Source organism: Streptomyces sp. NPDC053076 (assembly GCF_044546845.1).
In the GTDB taxonomy this organism is placed as follows: Bacteria; Actinomycetota; Actinomycetes; order Streptomycetales; family Streptomycetaceae; genus Streptomyces.
The window spans coordinates 447026-468822 of the sequence record NZ_JBITZL010000005.1 but is presented as its reverse complement, the minus strand read 5'-3'; the positions used below and the strand labels follow the sequence as shown (position 1 = coordinate 468822).

Sequence of the window (21797 nt, the reverse complement as noted above, 5' to 3'; positions counted from 1 at the left end):
CCGGCGGAGCGCTCACGCCTCCAAGGTCACGGTGAACGAGAAGCGGTCGCCCCGGTAGTGGATGACCGCCACGTCCAGCACCCGGCCCTCGGTGTCGTACGTCACGCCCGTGTAGTGCAGGATCGGGCTGAGCAACGGCACTTCGAGCAGCCGGGCCGTCTCCGGGTCGGCGAGCCGCGCCTCCACGGTGTCCGTGATCCGGCTGATGTCCGCTTTCACCACGTCCCGCAGCACCTTCGTCATCGGCCAGCGGACCAGATCGTCCGGGTCGATGCGCTCGGCCAGATCGGGACGGACGTGGTTGACGGCGTGGTTGGTCGGCTCGCCGGTCTTCTCGTCGCTGCGCAGGCGGTGGTACGCCGCCACCTCCGCGAGGTCCGGGAAGTACTCGGCGAGCCCGGCGGGTACCGGCACCCGGCCGTGGTCCAGCAGCTCGGTCGTCATCCCGGACTGCTGGGCCACGATGGCGTCCACCGAGCCCAGCAACCGCACCGGTGCCCCGCGCCGGACCCCGGGCTCGATGAAGGTGCCGCGCCGCCGGTGCCGGCTGATCAGGCCCTCGTCCTCCAGTTCCTTCAGTGCCTGCCGCATGGTCAGCACGCTCACGCCGTAGTGCTCCGCCAGCTGCTCCTCGGTGGGCAGACGCAGCGGGTCCTCGGGCGAGCGGCCCAGTATCGAGGCGCGCAGCGACTGCGACACCTGGTACCACAGCGGCAGCTTGCGGTTCAGGACGATCGAATCCGGAGCGAAAGAGGTCACGCGGCTATCCGTACCTGGCGAAGAACATCCGGCGCAACGCTGCCGTCATGCCCGGAAGTGGCGTTCCAGCCCCCGCCACACCTCGTCGTAGCGCTGCTGGAGATGGTCCGCCCGGGCCGCGTGCGGGGTGAGCGTCACCGGCCAGCGGGTCTCGAACATGAAGGCCAGGCCGTCGTCGATCTTCTGCGGCTTCAGCTCGGCGGCGCTCGCCCTGTCGAAGGTCTCCCGGTCCGGGCCGTGTGCCGACATCATGTTGTGCAGTGAGCCGCCGCCGGGCACGAAGCCCTCCGCCTTGGCGTCGTACGCGCCCTCGATCAGGCCCATGTACTCGCTCATCACGTTCCGGTGGAAGTACGGCGGCCGGAAGGTGTCCTCGCCCACCAGCCAGCGCGGCGCGAACACCACGAAGTCCACGCCGGCCAGGCCCGGGGTGTCCGACGGGGAGGTCAGGACCGTGAAGACGGACGGATCCGGGTGGTCGTACGAGATGCTGCCGATCACATTGAAACGGCGCAGGTCATAGACGTACGGCACATGGTTGCCGTGCCAGGCCACCACATCCAGGGGGCTGTGGTCGTAGGTCGCCGTCCAGAGGTTGCCGCAGAACTTGTTCACCACCTCCACCGGGCCCTCGACGTCCTCGTACGCGGCGACCGGCGCCCGGAAGTCCCGGACGTTGGCGAGCCCGTTGGCGCCGATCGGCCCGAGGTCGGGCAGCCGGAACGGCGCCCCATAGTTCTCGCACACATAGCCCCGGGCCGTCGGGCCCTGCCCGCCCTCGGCTGTGGTGTCCAGCAGCTCCACACGAAAGCGCACCCCGCGCGGGATCAACGCCACATGTGCCGGTTCCACATGCAGCCGACCGAACTCCGTGTGCAGCAGCAGCCCGCCGCGCTCGGGCACGATCAGCAGCTCCCCGTCGGCGTCGGAGAAGACCCGGTCCATCGAGGCGTTGGCGTGGTACAGGTGCACGGCCATGCCGGAGCGCTGGGCCGCGTCGCCGTTGCCGCCCAGCGTCCACAGGCCGCCGAGGAAGTCGGTGCCGGCCGGGGGCTCCGGCAGCGGGTTCCAGCGCAGCCGGTTGGGGTCGGGCACCGTCTCGGCGAAGGGGGCCGTACGCAGCGCGCCGTTGTCGGTGCGGATGAACGCCGGGTGCGCGGCCGACGGACGGATGCGGTAGAGCCACGAGCGCCGGTTGTCCGCCCGCGGCTCGGTGAACGCCGTACCGCTCAGTTGCTCGGCGTACAGGCCGAGCGGCGCGCGCTGTGGCGAGTTGCGGCCCTCGGGCAGGGCGCCCGGCACCGCCTCCGAGGCGTGTTCGTTACCGAAGCCGGTCAGATACGACAGCCCCTCGGCGGTCTTCCGTGCGTCCCCGCTCATGCTCGCTCCTCGTGCTTTCGATTCCTATGCGACACCGTAGGAATCAGCGGAGGTCCGCGCAAGGGGGCCCGGCGTCCCCCCGGCGGGGTAGGGCGCGAACCAGACTTCAGGGGGATCCGGGGTGACGGGGCGCTGTTCTACGCTCCCGGTCATGTCGTGGAGGAAATGGAGGCGTGGACCTCTCGCCGCGCTCGCGGTGTGCGTCCTGCTGTCGTGCGGAGCGGTGGCCTGCTCAACCGGTGAGGCGCACGGGGGTACGGTCTCGCCCTCGCCCGTGGGAAAGGTCCTGGACGAGACGGACGAGACCGGCCGCAATCTGCGCGAGGTGCCCAAGCGGAACGCTCCCGAGGTCGCCGTCGAGGTCACCCCGGACTCGGCCGGAGGCTGGGACGTCCGGCTGGCGTTCCGTCACTTCCGGTGCTCCGCGCCCGGCGCCCGGCCGGCGGCGGCCATCGGCCGCGGGCTCGCCCACCTCTTCGTGGACGGCCGCCGGATCGCCCGGCTGCGCACCCCCGCCTACCATCTGGCCGCCGGCCTCGTCCCGCACGGCACCCACCAGATCACCGCCCGCCTGTACGCCGACGACGGCACGGTGTGGGCCGTGCGCGGCAAACCGGTCCAGAGCACCGCCGACATCACGGTGTCCGACGTGGAGACGGACGCCGCGGAGCCGCCGGCCACAGCCGCGTCCGCCGTCGTCGGTGAATGAGCGCGGCCGGTCAACGGGGAATGAGCGCGGCCGGTGAACGGGGAGTGTCCGCAAGGGAGGACCGTCGGTGAACGAGGGCCACCGGCGAATGAGTGCACAGGCCACCCGTCTTCGTACCGTGGGGTGAGGTTCACCCGGCCCCGGCGGAAAGGCATCATGAAGCCCGTGCCCCACGCGACATCGCTCCGCCGCGCGCCCGTCCAGCGGCGCAGCGCCGAACGGCTGACCAGGATCCTGGACGCCTGCGCCGACCTCCTCGACGAGGTCGGTTACGACGCCCTGAGCACGCGCGCGGTCGCCCAGCGCGCCCAGGTCCCCATCGGCTCGGTCTACCGCTTCTTCGGCAACAAGCGGGAGATGGCCGGCGCCCTCGCCCAGCGCAACCTGGAGCGGTACGTCGAGCGCGTCACGGATCGGCTGAAGGAGACCGGCCAGGGGGACTGGCGTGCCGCGATGGACGCCGTCCTGGAGGAGTACCTCGCCATGAAGCGGACCGCGCCCGGCTTCTCCCTGGTGGACTTCGGCAATCAGATCCCGGTCGGCTCCCGCCACGGCGAGCCCAACACCCGGGTCGCCGACCGGCTCATCGATCTGCTCGCCGGCTACCTCGCCCGCACCCCGGACGCGGACCTGCGGCGGGCCTTCCTGATCGCCGTGGAGAGCGCCGACACCCTCGTCCAGCTGGCCTTCCGGGTCGATCCGCAGGGGGACGAGGCGATCATCGCCGAGACCCGGGAACTGCTGCGCGCCTATCTGGGACGCCTGCTGGACTGAACGGTCCCGCTCAAGGGCCTCCCCAGCATCCATACCGGTCGGTATGCTCACCCCCGGCCTGTCCGCGCTCGGGCGAGCCCGCCGCCGACCTCCGGGAGGACCCGTGTCCCGCACCGCCCTGCGAATCTGCCCCCTGTGCGAGGCAACCTGCGGGCTGACCCTCACCATCGAGGGTGCCCGCGTCACCGGCGCCCGCGGCGACCGGGAGGACGTCTTCAGCAAGGGGTTCATCTGCCCCAAGGGCGCCTCCTTCGGTGCCGTCGACGGCGACCCCGACCGGCTGCGCAGCCCCCTCGTCCGCACGGACGGGGAACTGCGCGAGGCCACCTGGGAAGAGGCGTTCGACGCGGTCGCCGCGGGCCTGCGCCCGGTCGTGGAGCGGTACGGCCCCGACGCCGTCGGCGTGGTCCTCGGCAACCCCAACGTGCACACCGTGGCCGGCGCCCTCTACCCGCCGGTCCTGCTCGGCGCCCTGCGCACCCGCAGCCTGTTCACCGCCTCCACGGTCGACCAGATGCCCAAGCACGTCTCCAGCGGCCTGCTGTTCGGGGACGCGAACGCCATCCCCGTACCGGATCTGGACCACACCGACCACCTGCTCCTCATCGGCGCCAACCCCCTGGAGTCCAACGGCAGTCTGTGCACCGCCCCCGACTTCCCCGGCAAGCTCAAGGCCCTCAGGGCCCGCGGCGGCCGGCTCACCGTCGTGGACCCCCGCCGCACCCGCACCGCCCGGCTCGCCGACCGGCACCTGGCGATCCGTCCCGGCACCGACGCCCTGCTGCTCGCCGCGATGGCGCACACCCTCTTCGCGGAAGACCTGGCCGACCTCAAGGACCTGGCCCCGCACGTCCAGGGTCTCGGCGAACTCCGCGAGGCACTGGCCGACTTCACGCCCGAAGCCGTGGCCCCCGCCTGCGACCTGGACGCCGGTGTCATCCGCACCCTCGCCCGCGAACTCGCCGCCGCGCCCACCGCCGCCGTCTACGCCCGCATCGGCAGCTGCACTGTCCCGCACGGCACCCTGGCCAGCTGGCTGGTCGACGTCCTCAACATCCTCACCGGCAACCTGGACCGCCCCGGCGGCGCCCTCTTCCCGCAGGCCGCCACCGACCGGACACCCCGTCCGGCGGGCCCGGGCCGCGGCTTCGCGCTCGGCCGCTGGCACTCCCGGGTGAGCGGACACCCCGAGGCGAAGGGGGAGTTGCCGCTCTCCGCGCTGGCCGAGGAGATCGACACCGCGACCGACACGGGCACACCGGTCCGCGCCCTGATCGCCGTCGCCGCCAACCCCGTGCTGTCCGCGCCCGACGGCGACCGGCTCGACAAGGCCCTGGACTCCCTGGACTTCATGGTCAGCGTCGACCCCTACCTGAACGAGACCGCACGCCACGCCGACGTCGTCCTGCCCCCGCCGCCGCCCGCCCAGAGCCCGCACCACGACTTCGCCTTCAACACCCTCGCCGTCCGCAACCAGGTCCGCTACACCCGCCCCGCGGTCCCGCTGGAGCCCGGCCGCATGGCGGAGAGCGAGATCCTCGCCCGGCTGATCCTCGCCGCGAGCGGGATGCACGGCACCGACCCGGCCGCCGTCGACACCATGGTCATCGATCAGACCCTCGGCAAGGCCGTCCGGGACGAGCACTCGCCGGTGCACGGCCGCGACCCGCACGACCTCGCGGCCCGGCTCACCGGTGACAACGGCCCCGAACGGCGGCTCGACCTGATGCTGCGCCTCGGCCCGTACGGCGACGGCTTCGGCGCCCGGCCCGACGGGCTGACCCTGGCCAGGCTGCTCGACCACCCCCACGGCATCGACCTCGGCCCGCTGCGCCCCCGTCTGCCGCAGCCGCTGAGGACCCGCAGCGGCAAGGTCGAGCTGCTGCCCGAGCCGATCGCCGGCGATCTGCCCCGGCTCCGTGCGGCCCTGCGCGAACGGCCCGCGGGCCTCGTCCTCGTCGGCCGCCGCCATCTGCGCTCCAACAACAGCTGGATGCACAACGTGCCCGCCCTCACCGGCGGCAGCAACCGCTGCACCGTGCACATCCACCCCGAGGACGCCGTCCGCCTCGGCATCCGGGACGGCGCGGACGTGCGCGTCAAGGGCGCCGGGGGAGAGGTGGTGGTTCCGGCCGAGGTCACCGACGGCGTCCGGCCCGGAGTGGTGAGCCTGCCGCACGGCTGGGGCCACGACCGGCCCGGCACCCGGCTGCGCCACGCCGGCGCCGACCCCGGCGTCAACGTCAACCAGCTGCTCGACGGCAGTCTGCTCGACCCGCTCTCGGGCAACGCGGTGCTCAACGGCGTCCCCGTCGAGCTGACCGCATCCGTGGCATCGCCGTGACCTGGACTTTTGCGCTTATTGCTCGCGCGTCAACATCTTGTTAACGCCGTGCGAACGGACCTAACGTCATCGCACCGCCGACCCCCAGGTGGGATGTTCAAGGGCGAACGTTAGGTATCCATTCATGCTGACCATCCTCGGCTTCGTCATGATCGCGACCTTCCTGGTCCTGATCATGCTGAAGAAGATGTCGCCGATCGCGGCGCTCGTGCTCGTCCCCGCGCTGTTCTGCGTGTTCGTGGGCAAGGGCGCCGGGCTCGGCGACTACGTCATCGACGGTGTCACCGGCCTCGCCCCCACCGCGGCGATGCTCATGTTCGCGATCGTCTACTTCGGTGTGATGATCGACGTCGGCCTCTTCGACCCGGTCGTGCGGGGCATCCTGAAGTTCTGCAAGGCCGATCCACTGCGCATCGTGGTCGGTACGGCGGTGCTCGCGGCGATCGTCTCCCTGGACGGCGACGGCTCCACCACCTTCATGATCACCGTTTCGGCGATGTACCCGCTGTACAAGCGTCTGAAGATGTCCCTGGTCGTGATGACGGGTGTGGCCGCCATGGCCAACGGCGTGATGAACACGCTGCCGTGGGGCGGTCCCACCGCCCGGGCCGCCACCGCGCTGAAGGTGGACGCGAGCGACATCTTCGTGCCGATGATCCCGGCCCTCGCTATGGGCCTGGTGTTCGTCCTCGTCCTCGCCTACGTCCTCGGCCGCCGCGAGCGCAAGCGGCTCGGCGTGCTCACGCTGGACGCGGTGCTGGTGGAGGAGACCGAGCCGGTGCTGGTCGGCGCCGGTTCCGGCAAGGAGGCGCAGCCGGCCGCCCGTTCCGGCCAGGAGGCGCAGCAGGCCGGCGGCTCGGGCCAGGAGACGCAGCAGGCCGGCGGCCACGGCCCGGGCGTGGACCTGGCCGGCGAGCCCGAGGGCGACGGCTTCCAGGGCCTCGACCCGAACCGCCCCACCCTGCGCCCCGGGCTGTACTGGTTCAACGCGCTGCTCACGGTCACCCTGCTCACCGCCATGATCACGGAGTGGCTGCCGATCCCGGTACTGTTCCTGATCGGCGCGGCCCTCGCCCTGACGGTCAACTTCCCGCACATGCCGGACCAGAAGGCCCGTATCGCCGCCCACGCGGAGAACGTCCTCAACGTCTCCGGCATGGTCTTCGCCGCCGCCGTCTTCACCGGCGTCCTGCAGGGCACCGGCATGGTCGACCACATGGCCAAGTGGCTGGTGGACAACATCCCCGCCGGCATGGGCCCGCACATGGCCTTCGTCACCGGCGTGCTGAGCATCCCCCTCACGTACTTCATGTCCAACGACGGCTTCTACTTCGGCATCCTGCCGGTGCTCGCCGAGGCGGGCCAGGCGCACGGCGTCTCCTCCCTCGAGATCGCCCGCGCCTCGATCGTCGGCCAGCCGCTGCACATGTCCAGCCCGCTCGTCCCGGCCGTCTACGTCCTGGTCGGCATGGCCAAGGTGGAGTTCGGCGACCACACCCGGTTCGTGGTCAAGTGGGCCGCGCTCACCTCACTGGTGGTCCTCGGGGCGGGGATCCTGTTCGGCATCGTCTGAGCCTCCGGAAAGGACCTCACCCATGGCGCCCGGCGGGAACCGCGGCTGGCTGCTCCGTCTCGTCATCGCCTTCGGCTGCGCGCAGGGGGCGGTGTCGATGGCCCGGCCCGCCGTCTCCTACCGGGCCCTCGCGCTGGGCGCCGACGAACGGGCGGTCGGGGTGATCGCCGGTGTGTACGCCCTGCTGCCGCTGTTCGCCGCCGTGCCGCTCGGCCGCCGCACCGACCACGGTCGCTGCGCGCCCCTCCTGCCGGCGGGCGTGGTCCTCATCGCCGGCGGCTGCGTCCTCAGCGGAGTCGTGAACTCCCTGTGGGCGATGGCGCTGTGGAGCGGGGTGATGGGACTCGGCCACCTGTGCTTCGTGATCGGCGCCCAGTCGCTGGTGGCCCGCCAGTCCGCACCGCGCGAACAGGACCGGAACTTCGGCCACTTCACCATCGGCGCCTCGCTCGGCCAGCTCGTCGGACCCGTGGCCGCGGGCGGCCTCATCGGCGGCTCCGACATGGCGCACAGCAGCGCGCTCGCCCTTGTCACGGCGGGCGTGGGCGCGGCGATCGCGTTCACCTCGCTGTGGCGCATCGAGGACCCCACGGCCGTCAACTCCCGTTCCCCGCACGGCGGACGCGTTCCTGTCGCCGGCATCCTGCGCGCCCGGGGCGTGCCCGCGGGCATGCTGATCAGTCTGTCGGCGCTGTCCGCGACCGACGTCCTCACCGCCTATCTGCCGGTGGTCGGCGAGCACCGGGGCATCGCGCCCTCGGTGATCGGCGTCCTGCTCAGCCTCCGGGCCGGCGCCACCATCGCCTGCCGGCTCGTCCTCACCCCGCTGCTCCGGCTGCTCGGACGGTCCGCGCTGCTCACCGTGACCTGCCTGCTGGCGGCCCTGCTGTGCGCGTCGGTCGCGCTGCCGGTGCCGGTGTGGGCGCTCGGCGCGCTGCTGACGGTCCTCGGCTTCTGTCTGGGTGTGGGCCAGCCCTTGTCGATGACGACGGTGGTGCGGGCCGCACCCGCAGAGGCCCGCTCCACCGCCCTCGCCCTGCGTCTGACCGGCAACCGGCTCGGCCAGGTCGCCGCTCCCGCCGCCGCGGGTCTGCTCGCCGGTCTGGCGGGGGTGGCGGCCCCGTTCGTGATGCTGGGAGCCCTGCTGCTGGTGTCGTCGGGCGTGTCGCTGCGGTCGCCGGGACGCCCTGAGGACGCGTCCGAGCGGGTGACGCGGGAGCGGTCCCAGCGCCCGGGATTGCGCCGCGCGAGCGAAATCTGACGGCGCGCCGGGCGTCGCTGCCGGAGGCTGCGCGGCCCATGAAGGAGAGTCCAGGCGAAAGAGCGATTTGTATGAAAATCGTCTGAACTCGGAGGATTGCGCATGCCCACCCTGACACCCCCACGTGCCATCGGCTCCCGCGCGGGCTCCACAGTCGTCCTCGCCGCCCTCGCCGCGGCGGGCGCGTCGTGGGTGGCGGCGCCGAGCGCGGTGGCCCAGGGGGAGAACGGCGACATCCGGATCCACAACGCGCGCGTGCCCTTCGTGACGTCGCTCACGGGCTCGTCGAAGGACGACCCGGTCGTCTGCAAGTTCTTCCTCGAGGCCGTCAACTTCGACGACCTGACCACCATCGCCTACACCGTCACGCCGCAGCCCCCGCTGCCCACCGCCGCCACCGTGACGGGTGTCATCCAGCTCGCCGGCGGTGCGGGGCACACCGACGCGCTCGGACTGGCGGACGGGCAGTACAAGATCAGCTGGACCGTGGGGACACCGGCCGCCGTGAAGGAGAAGGTCTTCCGGGTCAACTGCCGCGAGGGCGAGCACGACGGCGCTCAGGGCCCGGGCGGACAGATCGAGGACCACCAGCAGGGCAACGGCACCTGGGGGCAGAACGACCAGCAGCCCCCGAAGGGCGGCGTGCACGCGGGCGGCGGCGGCCTCATCGACACGGCCGCCGCGTACTCGCCGGTGGCCGCGGCGGCGGCCGTGGGTCTGGTCGCCGTCTGCGGTGCCGTGTACTTCCGGCTGATCCGCCGGCGTCCCCATGGTGCAGCGTAGGTATCGACGCAGGCCCTGGTACCGGACCCGCGCCTACCGCCTCGCCAGGACGGCCGTGCTGGTCGTCGTCCTGACGACCATGTGGTCCCGGTGCGGGCCGGCGGGGCCCGGCCGGGCGGGCGGCCACACCGTGGCGGCCGCCGGCGCGGACTCCGGCCGGGCCGCTGGCCGGGAAGGGTCCGGCACGGCCGACCCCACGCCCACCGGCCCTCCTCCGCCGCCGCCCCGCCCGCTGCCCCGGTCCCGGCCGACGTCCTTCCGTGTGCCCTCCCTGGGGATCGACGCCCCGGTCATCCCTCTCCGGCTCGACCGGGACCGGCAGCTGGAGACGCCGCCCGTCGACAGACCCAAGCTGGTCGGCTGGTACGAGGGTGGCCCCACGCCGGGTGAAGCCGGCACCGCGATCGCCGTCGGCCACCGCGACACCAGGACCGGACCGGCCGTGTTCGCCGGGCTCGCCCAGGCCAAGCCGGGCAAGACCGTCGAGGTCGGACGCGTGGACGGGCGTACCGCCGTCTACTCCGTGGACCGGGTGAAGGTCTTCGACAAGCTCGGCTTCCCCGACAAGGAGGTGTACGGCGCGACCGGGCGCCCGGAGCTGCGGGTCATCACCTGTGGTGGCCTGTTCAGCCGGCGCACCGGTTACACCAGCAATGTGGTGGTCTTCGCCCATCTCACCGCCACGAAATGACCGGTGGACCGGCCGGTGCGGACGCGGTGCCCGCACCGGCCGGGCCGTTCGGGATGATGTCCCGGTACGTCCGCGGCCCAGGAATGTCTGGCGCAACAAAACTATCACCGCTAGTTTGTTGTGCCGGACGACGCGGATCCGCCGGGAGGAAACAGCATGAAGGCACATGACGGCCTGTACATCGACGGGGCCTGGCGCCCGGCCGAGAGCAGGGACGTGATCGAGGTCGTCAACCCCGCCGACGAGCAGGTCATCGGCCGCGTCCCGGCGGGCGGGGCACTGGACGTCGACACCGCCGTCCGGGCCGCGCGCGCCGCCCTGCCCGCCTGGGCCGCCACGCCCCCGGCCGAGCGCGCCGCCCGCCTCGCCGCCCTGCGGGACGCCCTCGTGGCACGCAAGGACGAGATCGCCGAGACGGTCACCGCCGAACTGGGCTCGCCCCCGCAGTTCTCCCAGGCCGTGCACGCCGGCGTACCGATCGCGGTCGCCGGCTCCTACGCCGAGCTGGCCGCGACCCACCCCTTCGAGGAGAAAGTCGGCAACTCCACGGTCCTGCACGAGCCGATCGGCGTGGTCGGCGCCATCACTCCCTGGAACTACCCCCTCCACCAGATCGTCGCCAAGGTCGCCCCGGCCCTCGCCGCGGGCTGCACGGTCGTCCTCAAGCCCGCCGAGGACACCCCGCTCACCGCCCAGCTGTTCGCCGAGGCGGTGCACGAGGCGGGCGTACCCGCGGGCGTGTTCAACCTGGTCACCGGCCTCGGCCCGGTCGCCGGGCAGGCCCTCGCCGAGCACCCGGGCGTGGACCTGCTCTCCTTCACCGGCTCCACGGCGGTCGGCCGGCAGATCGGCGCGGTGGCCGGCGCGGCCGTGAAGAAGGTGGCCCTGGAACTGGGCGGCAAGTCCGCCAACGTCATCCTGCCGAGCGCCGACCTCGCCAAGGCGGTGAACGTCGGCGTCGCCAACGTGATGTCCAACTCCGGCCAGACGTGCAGCGCCTGGACCCGCATGCTGGTGCACCGCGACCGGTACGACGAGGCCGTCGAGCTGGCCGGAGCCGCCGCCGCCAAGTACGGCGACCGCATCGGGCCGGTGGTCAGCGCCAGGCAGCAGGCGCGGGTGCGCGGGTACATCGAGAAGGGCCTCGCCGAGGGCGCCCGGCTGGTCGCCGGCGGCCCCGAAGCCCCGCGCGAGCAGGGCTACTACGTCAGCCCGACCGTGTTCGCCGACGTCACCCCGGAGATGACGATCGCCCAGGAGGAGATCTTCGGCCCGGTGCTGTCGATCCTGCGGTACGACGACGAGGACGACGCCCTGCGCATCGCCAACGGCACGGTGTACGGCCTCGCGGGCGCCGTCTGGGCCGCCGAAGAGGCCGAGGCGGTGGCCTTCGCGCGCCGCATGGACACCGGCCAGGTCGACATCAACGGCGGCCGGTTCAACCCCCTCGCGCCCTTCGGTGGTTACAAGCAGTCCGGCGTCGGCCGGGAACTCGGCTCGCACGGACTCGCCGAGTACCTCCAGACCAAGTCCCTCCAGTTCTAAGGAAGTCCGAGACCCATGGCCGTACGAGCCGCCGTCCTTCCCGCCATCGGCGCGCCGCTGGAGATCACCGGCATCGACCTTCCGGATCCGGGTCCCGGTCAGGTCCGGGTCCGCCTCGCCGCCGCCGGTGTCTGCCACTCCGACCTGTCGCTGTCCAACGGCACCATGCGGGTGCCGGTCCCGGCCGTCCTCGGGCACGAGGGCGCCGGCACGGTCGTCGCCGTGGGCGAGGGCGTCACCCATGTCTCACCCGGCGCCCCCGTCCTCCTCAACTGGGCTCCGTCCTGCGGCAGTTGTCACGCCTGCACGCTCGGTGAGGTCTGGCTGTGCGCCAACGCGCTGAACGGCGCCGCCGACGTGTACGCCCGCACCGCCGACGGCACCGACCTGCATCCCGGCCTGAACGTCGCCGCGTTCGCCGAGGAGACGGTGGTCTCCGCGTCCTGTGTGCTGCCGCTGCCCGAGGGGGTGCCGCTGGTGGACGCCGCCCTCCTGGGCTGCGCGGTACTCACCGGCTACGGCGCCGTCCACCACTCGGCCGGCGTCCGACCCGGCGAGACGGTCGCCGTGTTCGGTGCCGGCGGGGTCGGCCTGGCCACCCTCCAGGCGGCCCGCATCGCGGGCGCGTCCCGGATCATCGCGGTCGACGTCTCGCCCGGCAAGGAGGAGCTGGCCCGCGCGGCCGGCGCCACCGACTACGTGCTCGCCTCCGAGGACACCCCCCGGGAGATCCGCGCCCTGACGGGCAAGCAGGGCGTCGACGTCGCCGTGGAGTGCGTGGGCCGCGCCGTGTCGATCCGCGCGGCCTGGGACTCCACCCGCCGGGGCGGCCGTACGACGGTCGTCGGCATCGGCGGCAAGGACCAGCAGGTCACCTTCAACGCCCTGGAGATCTTCCACTGGGGCCGCACACTGTCCGGCTGCGTCTACGGCAACAGCGACCCGGCCCGTGACCTGCCGGTTCTCGCCGCGCACGTACGCGAGGGACGCCTGGACCTGTCCGTGCTGGTCACGGAACGGATCGGCCTGGAAGGCATTCCGGCCGCCTTCGAGAACATGCTCGCGGGCAAGGGCGGCCGGGCGCTGGTGGTCTTCTGACGCTCAGGGCACCCTCTCGGGCCGCGGCTCCGGGGCCGTGGCCCGAGCCGCCGCCCGACCGCGGCGCGCCCGGGACCGCGACACCGCCACCCCGGCGAGACACAGCACACCGCCCGCCAGCGTGAGCACCCCCGGCACCTCGCCGAGCGCGACCCACGACATCAGCACCACCAGCGCGGGCACGGCGTACGTCGTCGCGCCCATCCGGCTGGCGGTGGTGCGGGCGAGCGCGTAGGCCCAGGTGGTGAACGCGAGCGCGGTCGGAAAGACGCCCAGGTAGACCATGTTCAGGGTCGCCGACACGGGGGCGTGGGCGGCCTCGTGCACCAGCTGCCCGGCGAACGGCAGACAGGCCACGGCGCCCACCAGACACCCGAACGTCGTCACCTGGAGCGCGCTCGCCCGGCCGAGCGCGGGCTTCTGCGCGACGACACCGAAGGCGTACCCGACGGCCGCGACCAGACACAGCGCCACGCCGAGCACGGAGGACCCGCCACCGCTCGACATCGACAGCCCCACCGTCACCGCGCCCGCGAAGGACACCGCCATCCCCGCGACCAGCCTCGGCGGCATGGGATCGCCGAGCAGCCGGGCGCCCAGCAGGGCGATCAGCAGCGGGCCGACGTTCACCAGCAGCGCCGCCGTCCCCGCGTCCACCTGCTGCTCGCCCCAGTTGAGGGCGACCATGTAGAAACCGAACCACAGCACCCCGGACAGCAGGATCCCGCGCCAGGCGGCCCTGGGCGGCAGTCCCTCCCGGCGTACGGCCCAGACGATTCCCAGGGCGAGGGCGCCCGCCGTCAGCCGGCCGAGGGCCAGCGCACCGGGGGAGTACGCGTCGCCCGCGCTCCGGATCGACACGAAGGCGGAGGCCCACAGCACGACGGTGACGGCGGCGGCGCCGGTGGCGAGTATGCGGGGGCGGTTCCGGTCGGTGCTCATCATGCTCCCGAGGTTAGATACGAACAGGTCTCACGGCTGGCGGGTGGCGGACGGGGCGCCCGGTGCCGCGGGGTCGCGGTGACGAGCCGCCCAGGGCGTGGGAACCACGCGATCGGCCACGGCACCCGGCACCGGCCGGACGGCCCCGGGCCTGCGCCCGGACCGGCACCCGGCACCGGCCGGACGGCCGGCCCGCGCCCGGCATACGGGCGTGCGGCCGCCCTGGTGGCCGCACTCAGCGCAGGGCGCTGGGCGGGATGCCCAGCAGGTCGGACAGCGCACGCTCTCCCGGCGGAGTCACTTTCACGGCCCGTTGCGAGCCGATCCGGACACACCACCCCGCGTCCAGCGCATGCCCGCACAAGGCCGCCCCCGCCGACCCCGCGAGATGAGGCCGCCGCTCCGTCCAGTCCAGGCACGCGCGGGCCAGGGGACGCCGGCCGGAGAGGTCGAGGGAGATGCCCGCCGCACCGAACCACTCGACCCCGGCGTCGGTGAGCGCGAACCCGGTGTCCTGGCGCAGCAGCCCCCGCAGGGTCAGCGCGTCGGTGACCGCGATGCCCAGCCGCCCGGCGAGATGGTCGTAGCAGGTACGGCCCCGGGCCATGGCGGCCCCGGCGCCGGACTCCCGCAGGCCGCGTGGAGCGTGCCGCGCCACCGCCGGAGACACCTGCGCGGCGAGATCCTCGACCAGCTGTGCCACGCGCGCGTCGGCCAGCCGGACGTACCGGTGCCGGCCCTGGCGTTCCTCGGTGAGCAGGCCGCCGGTCACCAGCTTGCCCAGGTGCTCGCTGAGGGTGGACGCGGCGACTGAGGCATGCCGGGCCAGCTCACCGGCCGTCCACGCCCGGCCGTCCAGCAGTGCCAGCAGACACGCTGCCCGGGTCCGGTCCGCGATCAGCCCGGCCAGCGCGGCAAGGCCCGCGGCCTGGGGGTTCTCGATTCCCATGCGTTCAGCATGCGGCATCGACGCTTCGGTGACGGCCGAAGCGTCCTCACACCCGTACCTGCTCGTACTGCTGCGCCAGCCCGTCGAGCAGCGCGCCGAGCCCCGTCTCGAAGGCCCGTTCGTCGATCTTCTCCTGCTGCTCGGCGAGCAGGTGGGCCTGGCCGAGGTGGGGGTAGTCGGCGGGGTCGTACGCGCTCGCGTCGTCCACGAAGCCGCCGGCGAACGAACCGAGCGCCGACCCCATGATGAAGTACCGCATCAGCGCGCCGATGGAGGTGGCCTGCGCCGGTGGCCAGCCCGCGTCGACCATCGCGCCGTAGACCGCGTCGGCAAGACGCAGCGCGGCGGGGCGGCGGCCGGGGCCGCGGGCGAGGACGGGGACGATGTTCGGGTGGTCGCGCAGGGCGGCCCGGTAGGACACGGCCCAGTCGTGCAGCGCGGTGCGCCAGGCGCGGCCGTCCTCGAACATCGACAGGTCGACCAGTGCGCTCACCGAGTCCGCGACCGCCTCCAGGATGTCGTCCTTGGTGCGGAAGTGGTTGTAGAGCGAGGGCCCGCTCACCCCCAGCTCGGCCGCGAGCCGGCGCGTGGAGACGGCCGCGAGGCCCTCCCGGTCCACGAGCTCCCGGGCCGTCTCGACGATCCGGTCGGTGCTGAGGAGGGGCTTGCGTGGTCGGGCCATGGCGCACATAGTAGGGCTGCGGACAGAAACTAGCAGTGCTAATTTAAATGTACGGTTTTCAAGATCCGGCGATGGATCCGTTTGGTATGGGGTGATCTCGTGGTGAACCTGGGGCTCAGCGAGGAGCAGACGGCCGTACGGCAGCTCGCCCGGGACTTCGTGGCGCGCGAGATCGCCCCGCACGTGGTCGCCTGGGACCGTGCCGAGGAGGTCGACCGGGGCATCGTGAAGAAGCTCGGTGAGGTCGGCTTCCTCGGGCTGACCGTCGACGAGGAGTACGGCGGCTCCGGCGGCGACCACCTGGCCTACTGCCTGGTCACCGAGGAACTGGGGCGCGGCGACTCCTCGGTCCGCGGGATCGTCTCCGTCTCCCTCGGGCTCGTCGCCAAGTCGATCGCCGCCTGGGGGACCGAGGAGCAGAAGCGGCGCTGGCTGCCGGGGCTCACCGCCGGTGAGTACGTCGGCTGCTTCGGGCTCACCGAGCCCGGCACCGGCTCCGACGCCGGCAACCTCACCACCCGGGCCGTGCGTGAGGGTGACGACTACGTCATCAACGGCACCAAGATGTTCATCACGAACGGCACCTGGGCGGACGTCGTCCTGCTCTTCGCCCGCTCCACCGACGCCCCCGGCCACAAGGGCGTGTCCGCCTTCCTGGTTCCCACCGACACCCCCGGCCTGACCCGCCGTACCATCCACGGCAAGCTCGGCCTGCGCGGCCAGGCCACCGCCGAGCTGGTGCTTCAGGACGTGCGCGTGTCCGCCTCGGCGATGCTCGGCGAGGCGGGCAAGGGCTTCTCCGTCGCCATGTCCGCGCTGGCCAAGGGGCGGATGTCGGTGGCCGCCGGCTGTGTCGGGATAGCCCAGGCGGCGCTGGACGCGGCCGTGCGGTACGCCGGTGAGCGCGAGCAGTTCGGCAAGCCCATCGCCCGTCATCAGCTGGTGCAGGAGCTGATCAGCGACATCGCCGTCGACGTGGACGCGGCCCGGCTGCTGACCTGGCGGGTCGCCGACCTGATCGACCGCGGCGAGCCGTTCGCCGTCGAGTCCTCGAAGGCCAAGCTGTTCGCCTCCGAGGCCGCCGTCCGCGCCGCGAACAACGCCCTTCAGGTCTTCGGCGGCTACGGCTACATCGATGAGTACCCGGCCGGCAAACTGCTGCGCGACGCCCGCGTGATGACGCTCTACGAGGGCACCAGCCAGATCCAGAAGCTGCTCATCGGCCGTTCCCTGACGGGGGTCTCGGCGTTCTGACGTCCGCCGCCCGTCACCGCGCCCCGGTGGAAGGCTCCGCCCGCCGCCCCGCCGGAAAGCTCTGCCCGGCCGCGCTAAGCGCTCGCTCATCGTCGGCGGTATGGTGGTGCTCCTGACCGAGAGGGGCGAGCGAGCGATGAGTACGGCGGAGGAGACGACCGGCGGCGAAGTGGAGCCGTGGGAAGAGGTCACCCCTGACGCGGCCCGGCGGCTGCTGGTCGCCGCCGTGGATGCCTTCGCCGAGCGTGGCTACCACGCGACGACGACCCGGGACATCGCGGGCCGCGCCGGCATGAGCCCGGCCGCGCTCTACATCCACTACAAGACCAAGGAAGAGCTGCTCCACCGGATCAGCCGGATCGGCCACGACAAGGCCCTCGACATCCTGCGCACCGCGGCCCGCCGCGAGGGCGGAGCCGGGGAGCGGCTGGCCGACGCGGTCAGCTCCTTCGTCCGCTGGCACGCCGGCCGGCGCACCACCGCCCGAGTCGTGCAGTACGAGCTCGACGCCCTCGGACCCGACGCCCGCGCGGAGATCGTCGCGCTGCGCCGCCAGGTGGACGCCGAGGTGCGCGGGATCATCGAGGACGGCGTGGCCTCGGGCGAGTTCGACGTCCTGGACGTGCACGGGACCACGCTCGCCGTGCTGTCGCTGTGCATCGACGTGGCGCGCTGGTTCACCGTGGACGGCCCGCGCACCCCCGAGGAGGTCGGCGCGCTCTACGCCGACCTCGTGCTGCGCATGGTCGGGGCCGGGTAGGCCGGCCACGGCCCGCAGGGGCTACAGGTAGTAACGGGCCACCGATTCCGCCACGCACACCGGCTTCTCGCCGCCCTCACGTTCCACGGTGAACGCGAGCGCCACCTGCACACCGCCGGTGACGTCCTCGACGCCGGTGATCTTCGCGGTGGCGCGCAGCCGGGACCCGACGGGGACGGGGGAAGGGAAGCGGACCTTGTTCGTTCCGTAGTTGACGCCCATCTTCACGCCCTCGACCCGGATGAGCTGCGGCCCGAAGATCGGGAGCAGCGACAGGGTGAGATAGCCGTGGGCGATGGTGGTCCCGAACGGGCCGGCGGCGGCCTTCTCGGGGTCCACGTGGATCCACTGGTGGTCCCCGGTCGCCTCGGCGAACAGGTCGATCCGCTTCTGGTCGACCTCCAGCCAGTCGGTCGTGCCCAGCTGTTCGCCCACGGCCGCCTTCAGCTCGTCGGGGGAGGTGAAGGTCCTCGGTTCTGCCATGTTCCCGGCCTCTCGCTCGCGTCTCTAAGCAACTGCTTAGCATGGTCGGGCGGGGGGTCGATGTCAACGGATGACCGGCCGGGCGGCCCGAGAGGTCTCTGTAATCTCTGGGGAGTGCCCCAGATTCCTGAGAAGATCCACGAGCTGACCGTCGGCCAACTGGCCGCGCGTAGTGGAGCCGCGGTGTCCGCCCTGCACTTCTACGAGTCCAAAGGGCTGATCTCCAGTCGGCGCACCTCCGGCAACCAACGCCGGTACAGCCGTGACACCCTGCGCCGGGTCGCCTTCGTCCGCGCGGCCCAGCGGGTCGGCATCCCGCTGGCCACGATCCGGGACGCCCTGGCCGAACTGCCCGAGGAACGGACGCCGACCAGGGAGGACTGGGCGCGGCTGTCGGAGAAGTGGCGTTCGGAACTGGACGAGCGGATCCAGCAGCTGAACCGTTTGCGTGACCATCTCACCGACTGCATCGGCTGTGGGTGCCTGTCGCTGGAGACGTGTGTGCTGTCCAACCCGGACGACGTGTTCGGCGAACGGCTGACGGGGTCGCGCCTTATGGCGGAGCGGCGCTGACGGCTGCCGCCGGCACCGCCGTCCGCCGTCTGCCGTCTGCCGGGTGCGGGTCCGTCGTGGTTGGTCGCGCAGTTCCTCGCGCCCCTGGGGGGTGGTGGTGCTGTGGGTTGTGGGGTGCTGTCGGTTGGGGTATTCGGCGGATGTGGGGGGCTTCTGTGCCGTCTGCCGGGTGCGGGTCTGTTGTGGTTGGTCGCGCCGTTCCTCGCGCCCCTGGGGGGTGGTGGTGCTGTGGGTTGTGGGGAACTGGTGGTGCCGGGTGACCGGGGGGTGTGGTGGGCGCTCGTGCAGTTCTCCGCGGCCCTGGGGGCGCCGGTGAGTGACTGCGGACGTAGCCGGCGGTGCCTCACTCGAACTCGGTGCCGCCCTTGCGTGTCAGGTATGCCGGGCTGATGGCCTTGGCGATGGCCCGGCCACCCGTCACCGCGCTGTACCGCTCCACTGCGGGCCGTATCACCACGCCCTCCCGCAGATGCAGCTCCCGCCCCGACACGGTCTCCCGGCCGCAGGCGAACTCCAGTACCCGCTCGATGTCGTAGGGCCCGGCGAACAGGCGCGGCACCGTCGGCACCTCGCCCTGCAGCACCTCGGCCGGGTCGAGCCACCGCACGGTCCCGTCCACCTCCGCCGAGACGTCGAACGCCGCGTACCCCAGCGTCTGCCGCCGCCCGTCCGCGCCGTACGTCAAATCCTGCACCCCGGCGCCGTACACCTCGCCGAAGACGCCGACCCGCGTGGCACCCAGCCGCTCGCAGAGCCGCGCGGCAGCCTCGGCGACCCCGTGCCCGCGCACCGCCCGCCAGTACAGGTTGCGCGGCTCCTCCTGCAGCGCCAGGGACTTGGCGCCGAAGCCCTTGGAGGAGACATGCACCCGCCCCTCCTCGGCGACATACGTCAGCAGGCACGCCGAACCGTGCAGCTTCTCCGTCAGGACGACCGGCTCGCCCGGCAGGAAGATGTCCGGATAGCGCTGGATGTTCTCGATGTCGACCCAGGGCAGCAGCTCGGGCGCGGACTCGACCTCGCCGTTCATGGTGGGCGGGATCGGCGGCACCCACTTGGTGACGCCCAGCCGCTCCGCGAAGTCGGTCCCCTCGGCCGCCGCCCGCACCAGGTCGACGTCGGCGAGTGCCCTCGGCCGGCACACGATGCCCTGGGACAGCTCGCCGCGCAGCCGCACCGCCTTGACCCGGTTGGCCTCACCGCCCGCCAGCCGCCCGGTCAGCCCCAGCTCCTCGATCAGTCCGGCCGGGAGGACGGCCTGCTCCGGGATGTAGACGGCGGCCTCACCGGTGCGGTACGCGCCCTTGGCGACGACCGCCCGGTACAGGCCCACCTGGGCCAGCTCCAGTGCGTCGGCGTTCGGATGCTCGTGGACGGTCAGCACTTCGGCGGTGACGCGCAGCGTGGACATGGGAGTTCCCCGTTCATCGGTCCGGTCTCATCGCCCCCTACTGTCCGGACGGGAAAGCGCTGGAGCGAGGGAATTCGAGGCTGCTAACCTCGGCCCCCGCCGACCGGGATCCGCGCCGAACCGAGCTGACGGGTTCTGCCCTGCGTCGAGCCGACGGGTCTGCCCTGCGCCGAGCCGACGGGTTTCCCCTGCGTCGAGTGCCGGGCTCACCCGTACTGGACCAGTGCCTCCGCCACCAACTCGGCGTTGGACCCGGCCCGGCGGCCGTCCGGCAGCAGCAGGGTGTCCTCCAGGCCGATCCTGGTGGCGAGGCCGAGCCGGCCCGCCAGCCGGAGCACCGGCCAGGTGCCGCCCTCCTCGCCGTGCAGCAGCACCGGGCGGCCGTGCGCCGTGCCCAGCTCGGCCAGCAGCGCCCGCGCCGACGCCTCGGCGGTCGCCGGGCCCGGGTCGGTCACCTCGGCCAGCACCCGCAGCACCCTCGGCCCGAGCGGCGAGGCCGCGAACCGGCTCGCGCCGTCGGTGCCGGAGAAAATGCCCGCCTCCACCGCCACGCCCCGGGCGAGCAGCTCACCGGCGACCTCCTCGGCGCCCGGCTCATGCCAGTTGACCGAGGCGAAGTCGGGCAGCGGCGACCAGGCACGCACCCGGGCGAGCCGGGCCGCCGGGTCCGGTTCGGCCCAGGCGCCCGTGGTCACCCCGACCGGGACCCGTACCTGCGCGCGCAGCGCCTCCAGCGCCGGCGCGAGCACGCGCGGGGAGAGACTGTCGTGGCCGCACGGCGTCTTCGGATGGACATGGACGGAGGTGGCACCGGCCGCCACCGCTTCCACGGCGGAACGCGCCAGGCCCTCCGGGGACATCGGCACCCCCGCACCGTCGGCGGCCGAGCGGCGCCCGTTGAGACACACCTGCACCATGCCTCGATGGTGCCAGTCCCCACGGACAACGGCCCCGGGGAATCCCGCGGAAATGACAACGGGCCCAGGAACGATCCGCGGAAGGGGTGCGGCATCCCCGGCGCACCCCCGCACCGGTGCCGGCCCGCCACTCGAGCCGCACGCGGTGCCCACCCGGCCGCTCAGGCCGACATCAACAGGCGTTCCCGCCTGGCGTACTGCAGGACCCGCGGGCTGAGGACGGGCCGCGGCACCAGGATCCCGCAGTCCGCGCAGACCGGTCCGGACGACGGCTCGTGGTCCAGGCCGTACTTCCAGACCAGCCGCTCCCCGCCGCAGACCGGGCACGACGAACCCGGCTCCCGCTCCAGCGCGGCGATCAGCCGTCGCAGCACCTCCGCGAGCGGCTCCTCGGGGTGGACCCGCGGGTCGTCGCACCAGGCGACCCCGAACCCGCCCCAGGTCATCCGGTGCCAGTCGTCCACGCTGCCCGGCCGGCGCAGCCCGTCGTGCTTCTCCTTCCGCCGCCGCTCGGTGAAGTCGGTCTCGTAGGCGAGCCAGACGTCACGCGCCTCCTCCAGCTCCTCCAGCGCGGCCACGAGCCGCGCTGGATCGGGGGAGCGGTCCTCGGGCCCGAAACCCGCCCGGGAGCACAGATGGTCCCAGGTCGCCCGATGCCCGTAAGGGGCGAACTTCTCCAGGCACTTGCGCAGCGAGTAGCGCCGCAGCGCCAGATCGCAGCGGGGATCGCGTACTTGTCTCGCCAGACTCCGGAAACCTGCCATCGCCCTGCACCTCCGTCACACCTGCACCTGCACTTCGGTCACTTCGGCGTCGTCGCACGGACGTCGCCGAATAGACGTATCGACAGGCGATTCGGCTCCATCGCTTCTCCGTCTGCGCTTGCTGACTCCCGAAAGTGACGCATGT

At 72.6% G+C, this 21797-nt stretch carries 21 protein-coding genes; 12 read left to right on the top strand and 9 right to left on the bottom strand.

Going from position 1 to position 21797, the window contains the following annotated elements:
* Positions 1–12 precede the first annotated feature (12 nt).
* On the bottom strand, positions 13–759 hold the full coding sequence (locus tag ACIGYR_RS23465; RefSeq protein ID WP_399601168.1) for a GntR family transcriptional regulator: 747 nt from the start codon (positions 757–759) through the stop codon (positions 13–15).
* A gap of 45 nt (positions 760–804) precedes the next feature.
* Positions 805–2139: a homogentisate 1,2-dioxygenase gene (gene hmgA / locus ACIGYR_RS23460; RefSeq protein WP_399601165.1), complete on the bottom strand. Its 1335-nt coding sequence runs from the start codon at positions 2137–2139 to the stop codon at positions 805–807.
* Positions 2140–2290: 151 nt separating this feature from the next.
* Here hmgA and ACIGYR_RS23455 point away from each other — a divergent pair, with 151 nt between their 5' ends.
* The 9 genes from ACIGYR_RS23455 (at position 2291) to ACIGYR_RS23415 (ending at position 12917) form a co-directional block, all read left to right on the top strand.
* The gene (locus ACIGYR_RS23455) at positions 2291–2848 is read left to right on the top strand and encodes a hypothetical protein (protein ID WP_399601162.1); all 558 of its coding nucleotides are present in this window, start codon (positions 2291–2293) and stop codon (positions 2846–2848) included.
* A gap of 156 nt (positions 2849–3004) precedes the next feature.
* Positions 3005–3622, top strand: a complete 618-nt coding sequence (locus ACIGYR_RS23450; protein WP_399601160.1) for a TetR family transcriptional regulator — start codon at positions 3005–3007, stop codon at positions 3620–3622.
* A gap of 103 nt (positions 3623–3725) precedes the next feature.
* Positions 3726–5966, top strand: a complete 2241-nt coding sequence (locus tag ACIGYR_RS23445; RefSeq protein ID WP_399601158.1) for a molybdopterin oxidoreductase family protein — start codon at positions 3726–3728, stop codon at positions 5964–5966.
* 124 nt (positions 5967–6090) lie between these two features.
* Positions 6091–7539, top strand: a complete 1449-nt coding sequence (locus ACIGYR_RS23440; protein ID WP_399601155.1) for a CitMHS family transporter — start codon at positions 6091–6093, stop codon at positions 7537–7539.
* Positions 7540–7561: 22 nt separating this feature from the next.
* Positions 7562–8800 carry an MFS transporter gene (locus ACIGYR_RS23435; protein WP_399601153.1) on the top strand — a complete coding sequence of 413 codons (1239 nt, stop codon included), beginning with the start codon at positions 7562–7564 and terminating at the stop codon, positions 8798–8800.
* 102 nt (positions 8801–8902) lie between these two features.
* On the top strand, positions 8903–9583 hold the full coding sequence (locus ACIGYR_RS23430; RefSeq protein ID WP_399601151.1) for a hypothetical protein: 681 nt from the start codon (positions 8903–8905) through the stop codon (positions 9581–9583).
* The gene (locus ACIGYR_RS23425; protein ID WP_399601148.1) at positions 9570–10274 is read left to right on the top strand and encodes a class F sortase; all 705 of its coding nucleotides are present in this window, start codon (positions 9570–9572) and stop codon (positions 10272–10274) included. Before ACIGYR_RS23430 ends, ACIGYR_RS23425 begins: the two co-directional genes overlap by 14 nt.
* Before the next feature lie 156 nt (positions 10275–10430).
* On the top strand, positions 10431–11819 hold the full coding sequence (locus ACIGYR_RS23420) for an aldehyde dehydrogenase family protein (protein ID WP_399601145.1): 1389 nt from the start codon (positions 10431–10433) through the stop codon (positions 11817–11819).
* 15 nt (positions 11820–11834) lie between these two features.
* On the top strand, positions 11835–12917 hold the full coding sequence (locus ACIGYR_RS23415; RefSeq protein WP_399601142.1) for a Zn-dependent alcohol dehydrogenase: 1083 nt from the start codon (positions 11835–11837) through the stop codon (positions 12915–12917).
* A gap of 3 nt (positions 12918–12920) precedes the next feature.
* Here the strand turns inward: ACIGYR_RS23415 and ACIGYR_RS23410 are convergent, their stop codons facing one another.
* The 3 genes from ACIGYR_RS23410 to ACIGYR_RS23400 form a co-directional block, all read right to left on the bottom strand.
* Entirely contained in the window at positions 12921–13862 is a 942-nt protein-coding gene (locus ACIGYR_RS23410) for a DMT family transporter (RefSeq protein WP_391844284.1), read from the bottom strand.
* A 232-nt stretch (positions 13863–14094) separates the two neighbouring features.
* Complete coding sequence (locus tag ACIGYR_RS23405) at positions 14095–14808, bottom strand: ArsR/SmtB family transcription factor (RefSeq protein ID WP_399601137.1); 714 nt, start codon at positions 14806–14808, stop codon at positions 14095–14097.
* 46 nt (positions 14809–14854) lie between these two features.
* A complete protein-coding gene (locus tag ACIGYR_RS23400) occupies positions 14855–15490 on the bottom strand; it encodes a TetR/AcrR family transcriptional regulator (protein WP_399601135.1) in 636 nt (211 codons plus the stop codon).
* Between the two features lie 102 nt (positions 15491–15592).
* Here ACIGYR_RS23400 and ACIGYR_RS23395 point away from each other — a divergent pair, with 102 nt between their 5' ends.
* Both ACIGYR_RS23395 and ACIGYR_RS23390 read left to right on the top strand, forming a co-directional pair.
* On the top strand, positions 15593–16744 hold the full coding sequence (locus tag ACIGYR_RS23395) for an acyl-CoA dehydrogenase family protein (RefSeq protein WP_399601368.1): 1152 nt from the start codon (positions 15593–15595) through the stop codon (positions 16742–16744).
* Between the two features lie 136 nt (positions 16745–16880).
* Positions 16881–17504, top strand: coding sequence for a TetR/AcrR family transcriptional regulator (locus ACIGYR_RS23390; RefSeq protein ID WP_391844919.1), 624 nt, complete (start codon positions 16881–16883; stop codon positions 17502–17504).
* A gap of 21 nt (positions 17505–17525) precedes the next feature.
* Here the strand turns inward: ACIGYR_RS23390 and ACIGYR_RS23385 are convergent, their stop codons facing one another.
* Complete coding sequence (locus tag ACIGYR_RS23385) at positions 17526–17987, bottom strand: MaoC family dehydratase (protein ID WP_399601132.1); 462 nt, start codon at positions 17985–17987, stop codon at positions 17526–17528.
* Positions 17988–18101: 114 nt separating this feature from the next.
* Between ACIGYR_RS23385 and soxR the strand changes: the two genes are divergently transcribed.
* On the top strand, positions 18102–18560 hold the full coding sequence (soxR, locus tag ACIGYR_RS23380; protein WP_201821671.1) for a redox-sensitive transcriptional activator SoxR: 459 nt from the start codon (positions 18102–18104) through the stop codon (positions 18558–18560).
* A 343-nt stretch (positions 18561–18903) separates the two neighbouring features.
* On the opposite strand, the gene ACIGYR_RS23375 is transcribed toward soxR, so the two are convergent.
* The 3 genes from ACIGYR_RS23375 to ACIGYR_RS23365 form a co-directional block, all read right to left on the bottom strand.
* Complete coding sequence (locus tag ACIGYR_RS23375) at positions 18904–19971, bottom strand: RNA ligase (ATP) (protein WP_399601127.1); 1068 nt, start codon at positions 19969–19971, stop codon at positions 18904–18906.
* A 206-nt stretch (positions 19972–20177) separates the two neighbouring features.
* Positions 20178–20888 (bottom strand): 3-keto-5-aminohexanoate cleavage protein, encoded by a 711-nt coding sequence (locus tag ACIGYR_RS23370; protein WP_399601124.1) that lies wholly within the window; start codon positions 20886–20888, stop codon positions 20178–20180.
* Between the two features lie 161 nt (positions 20889–21049).
* Positions 21050–21652, bottom strand: coding sequence for a hypothetical protein (locus ACIGYR_RS23365; RefSeq protein ID WP_399601121.1), 603 nt, complete (start codon positions 21650–21652; stop codon positions 21050–21052).
* Positions 21653–21797 lie beyond the last annotated feature (145 nt).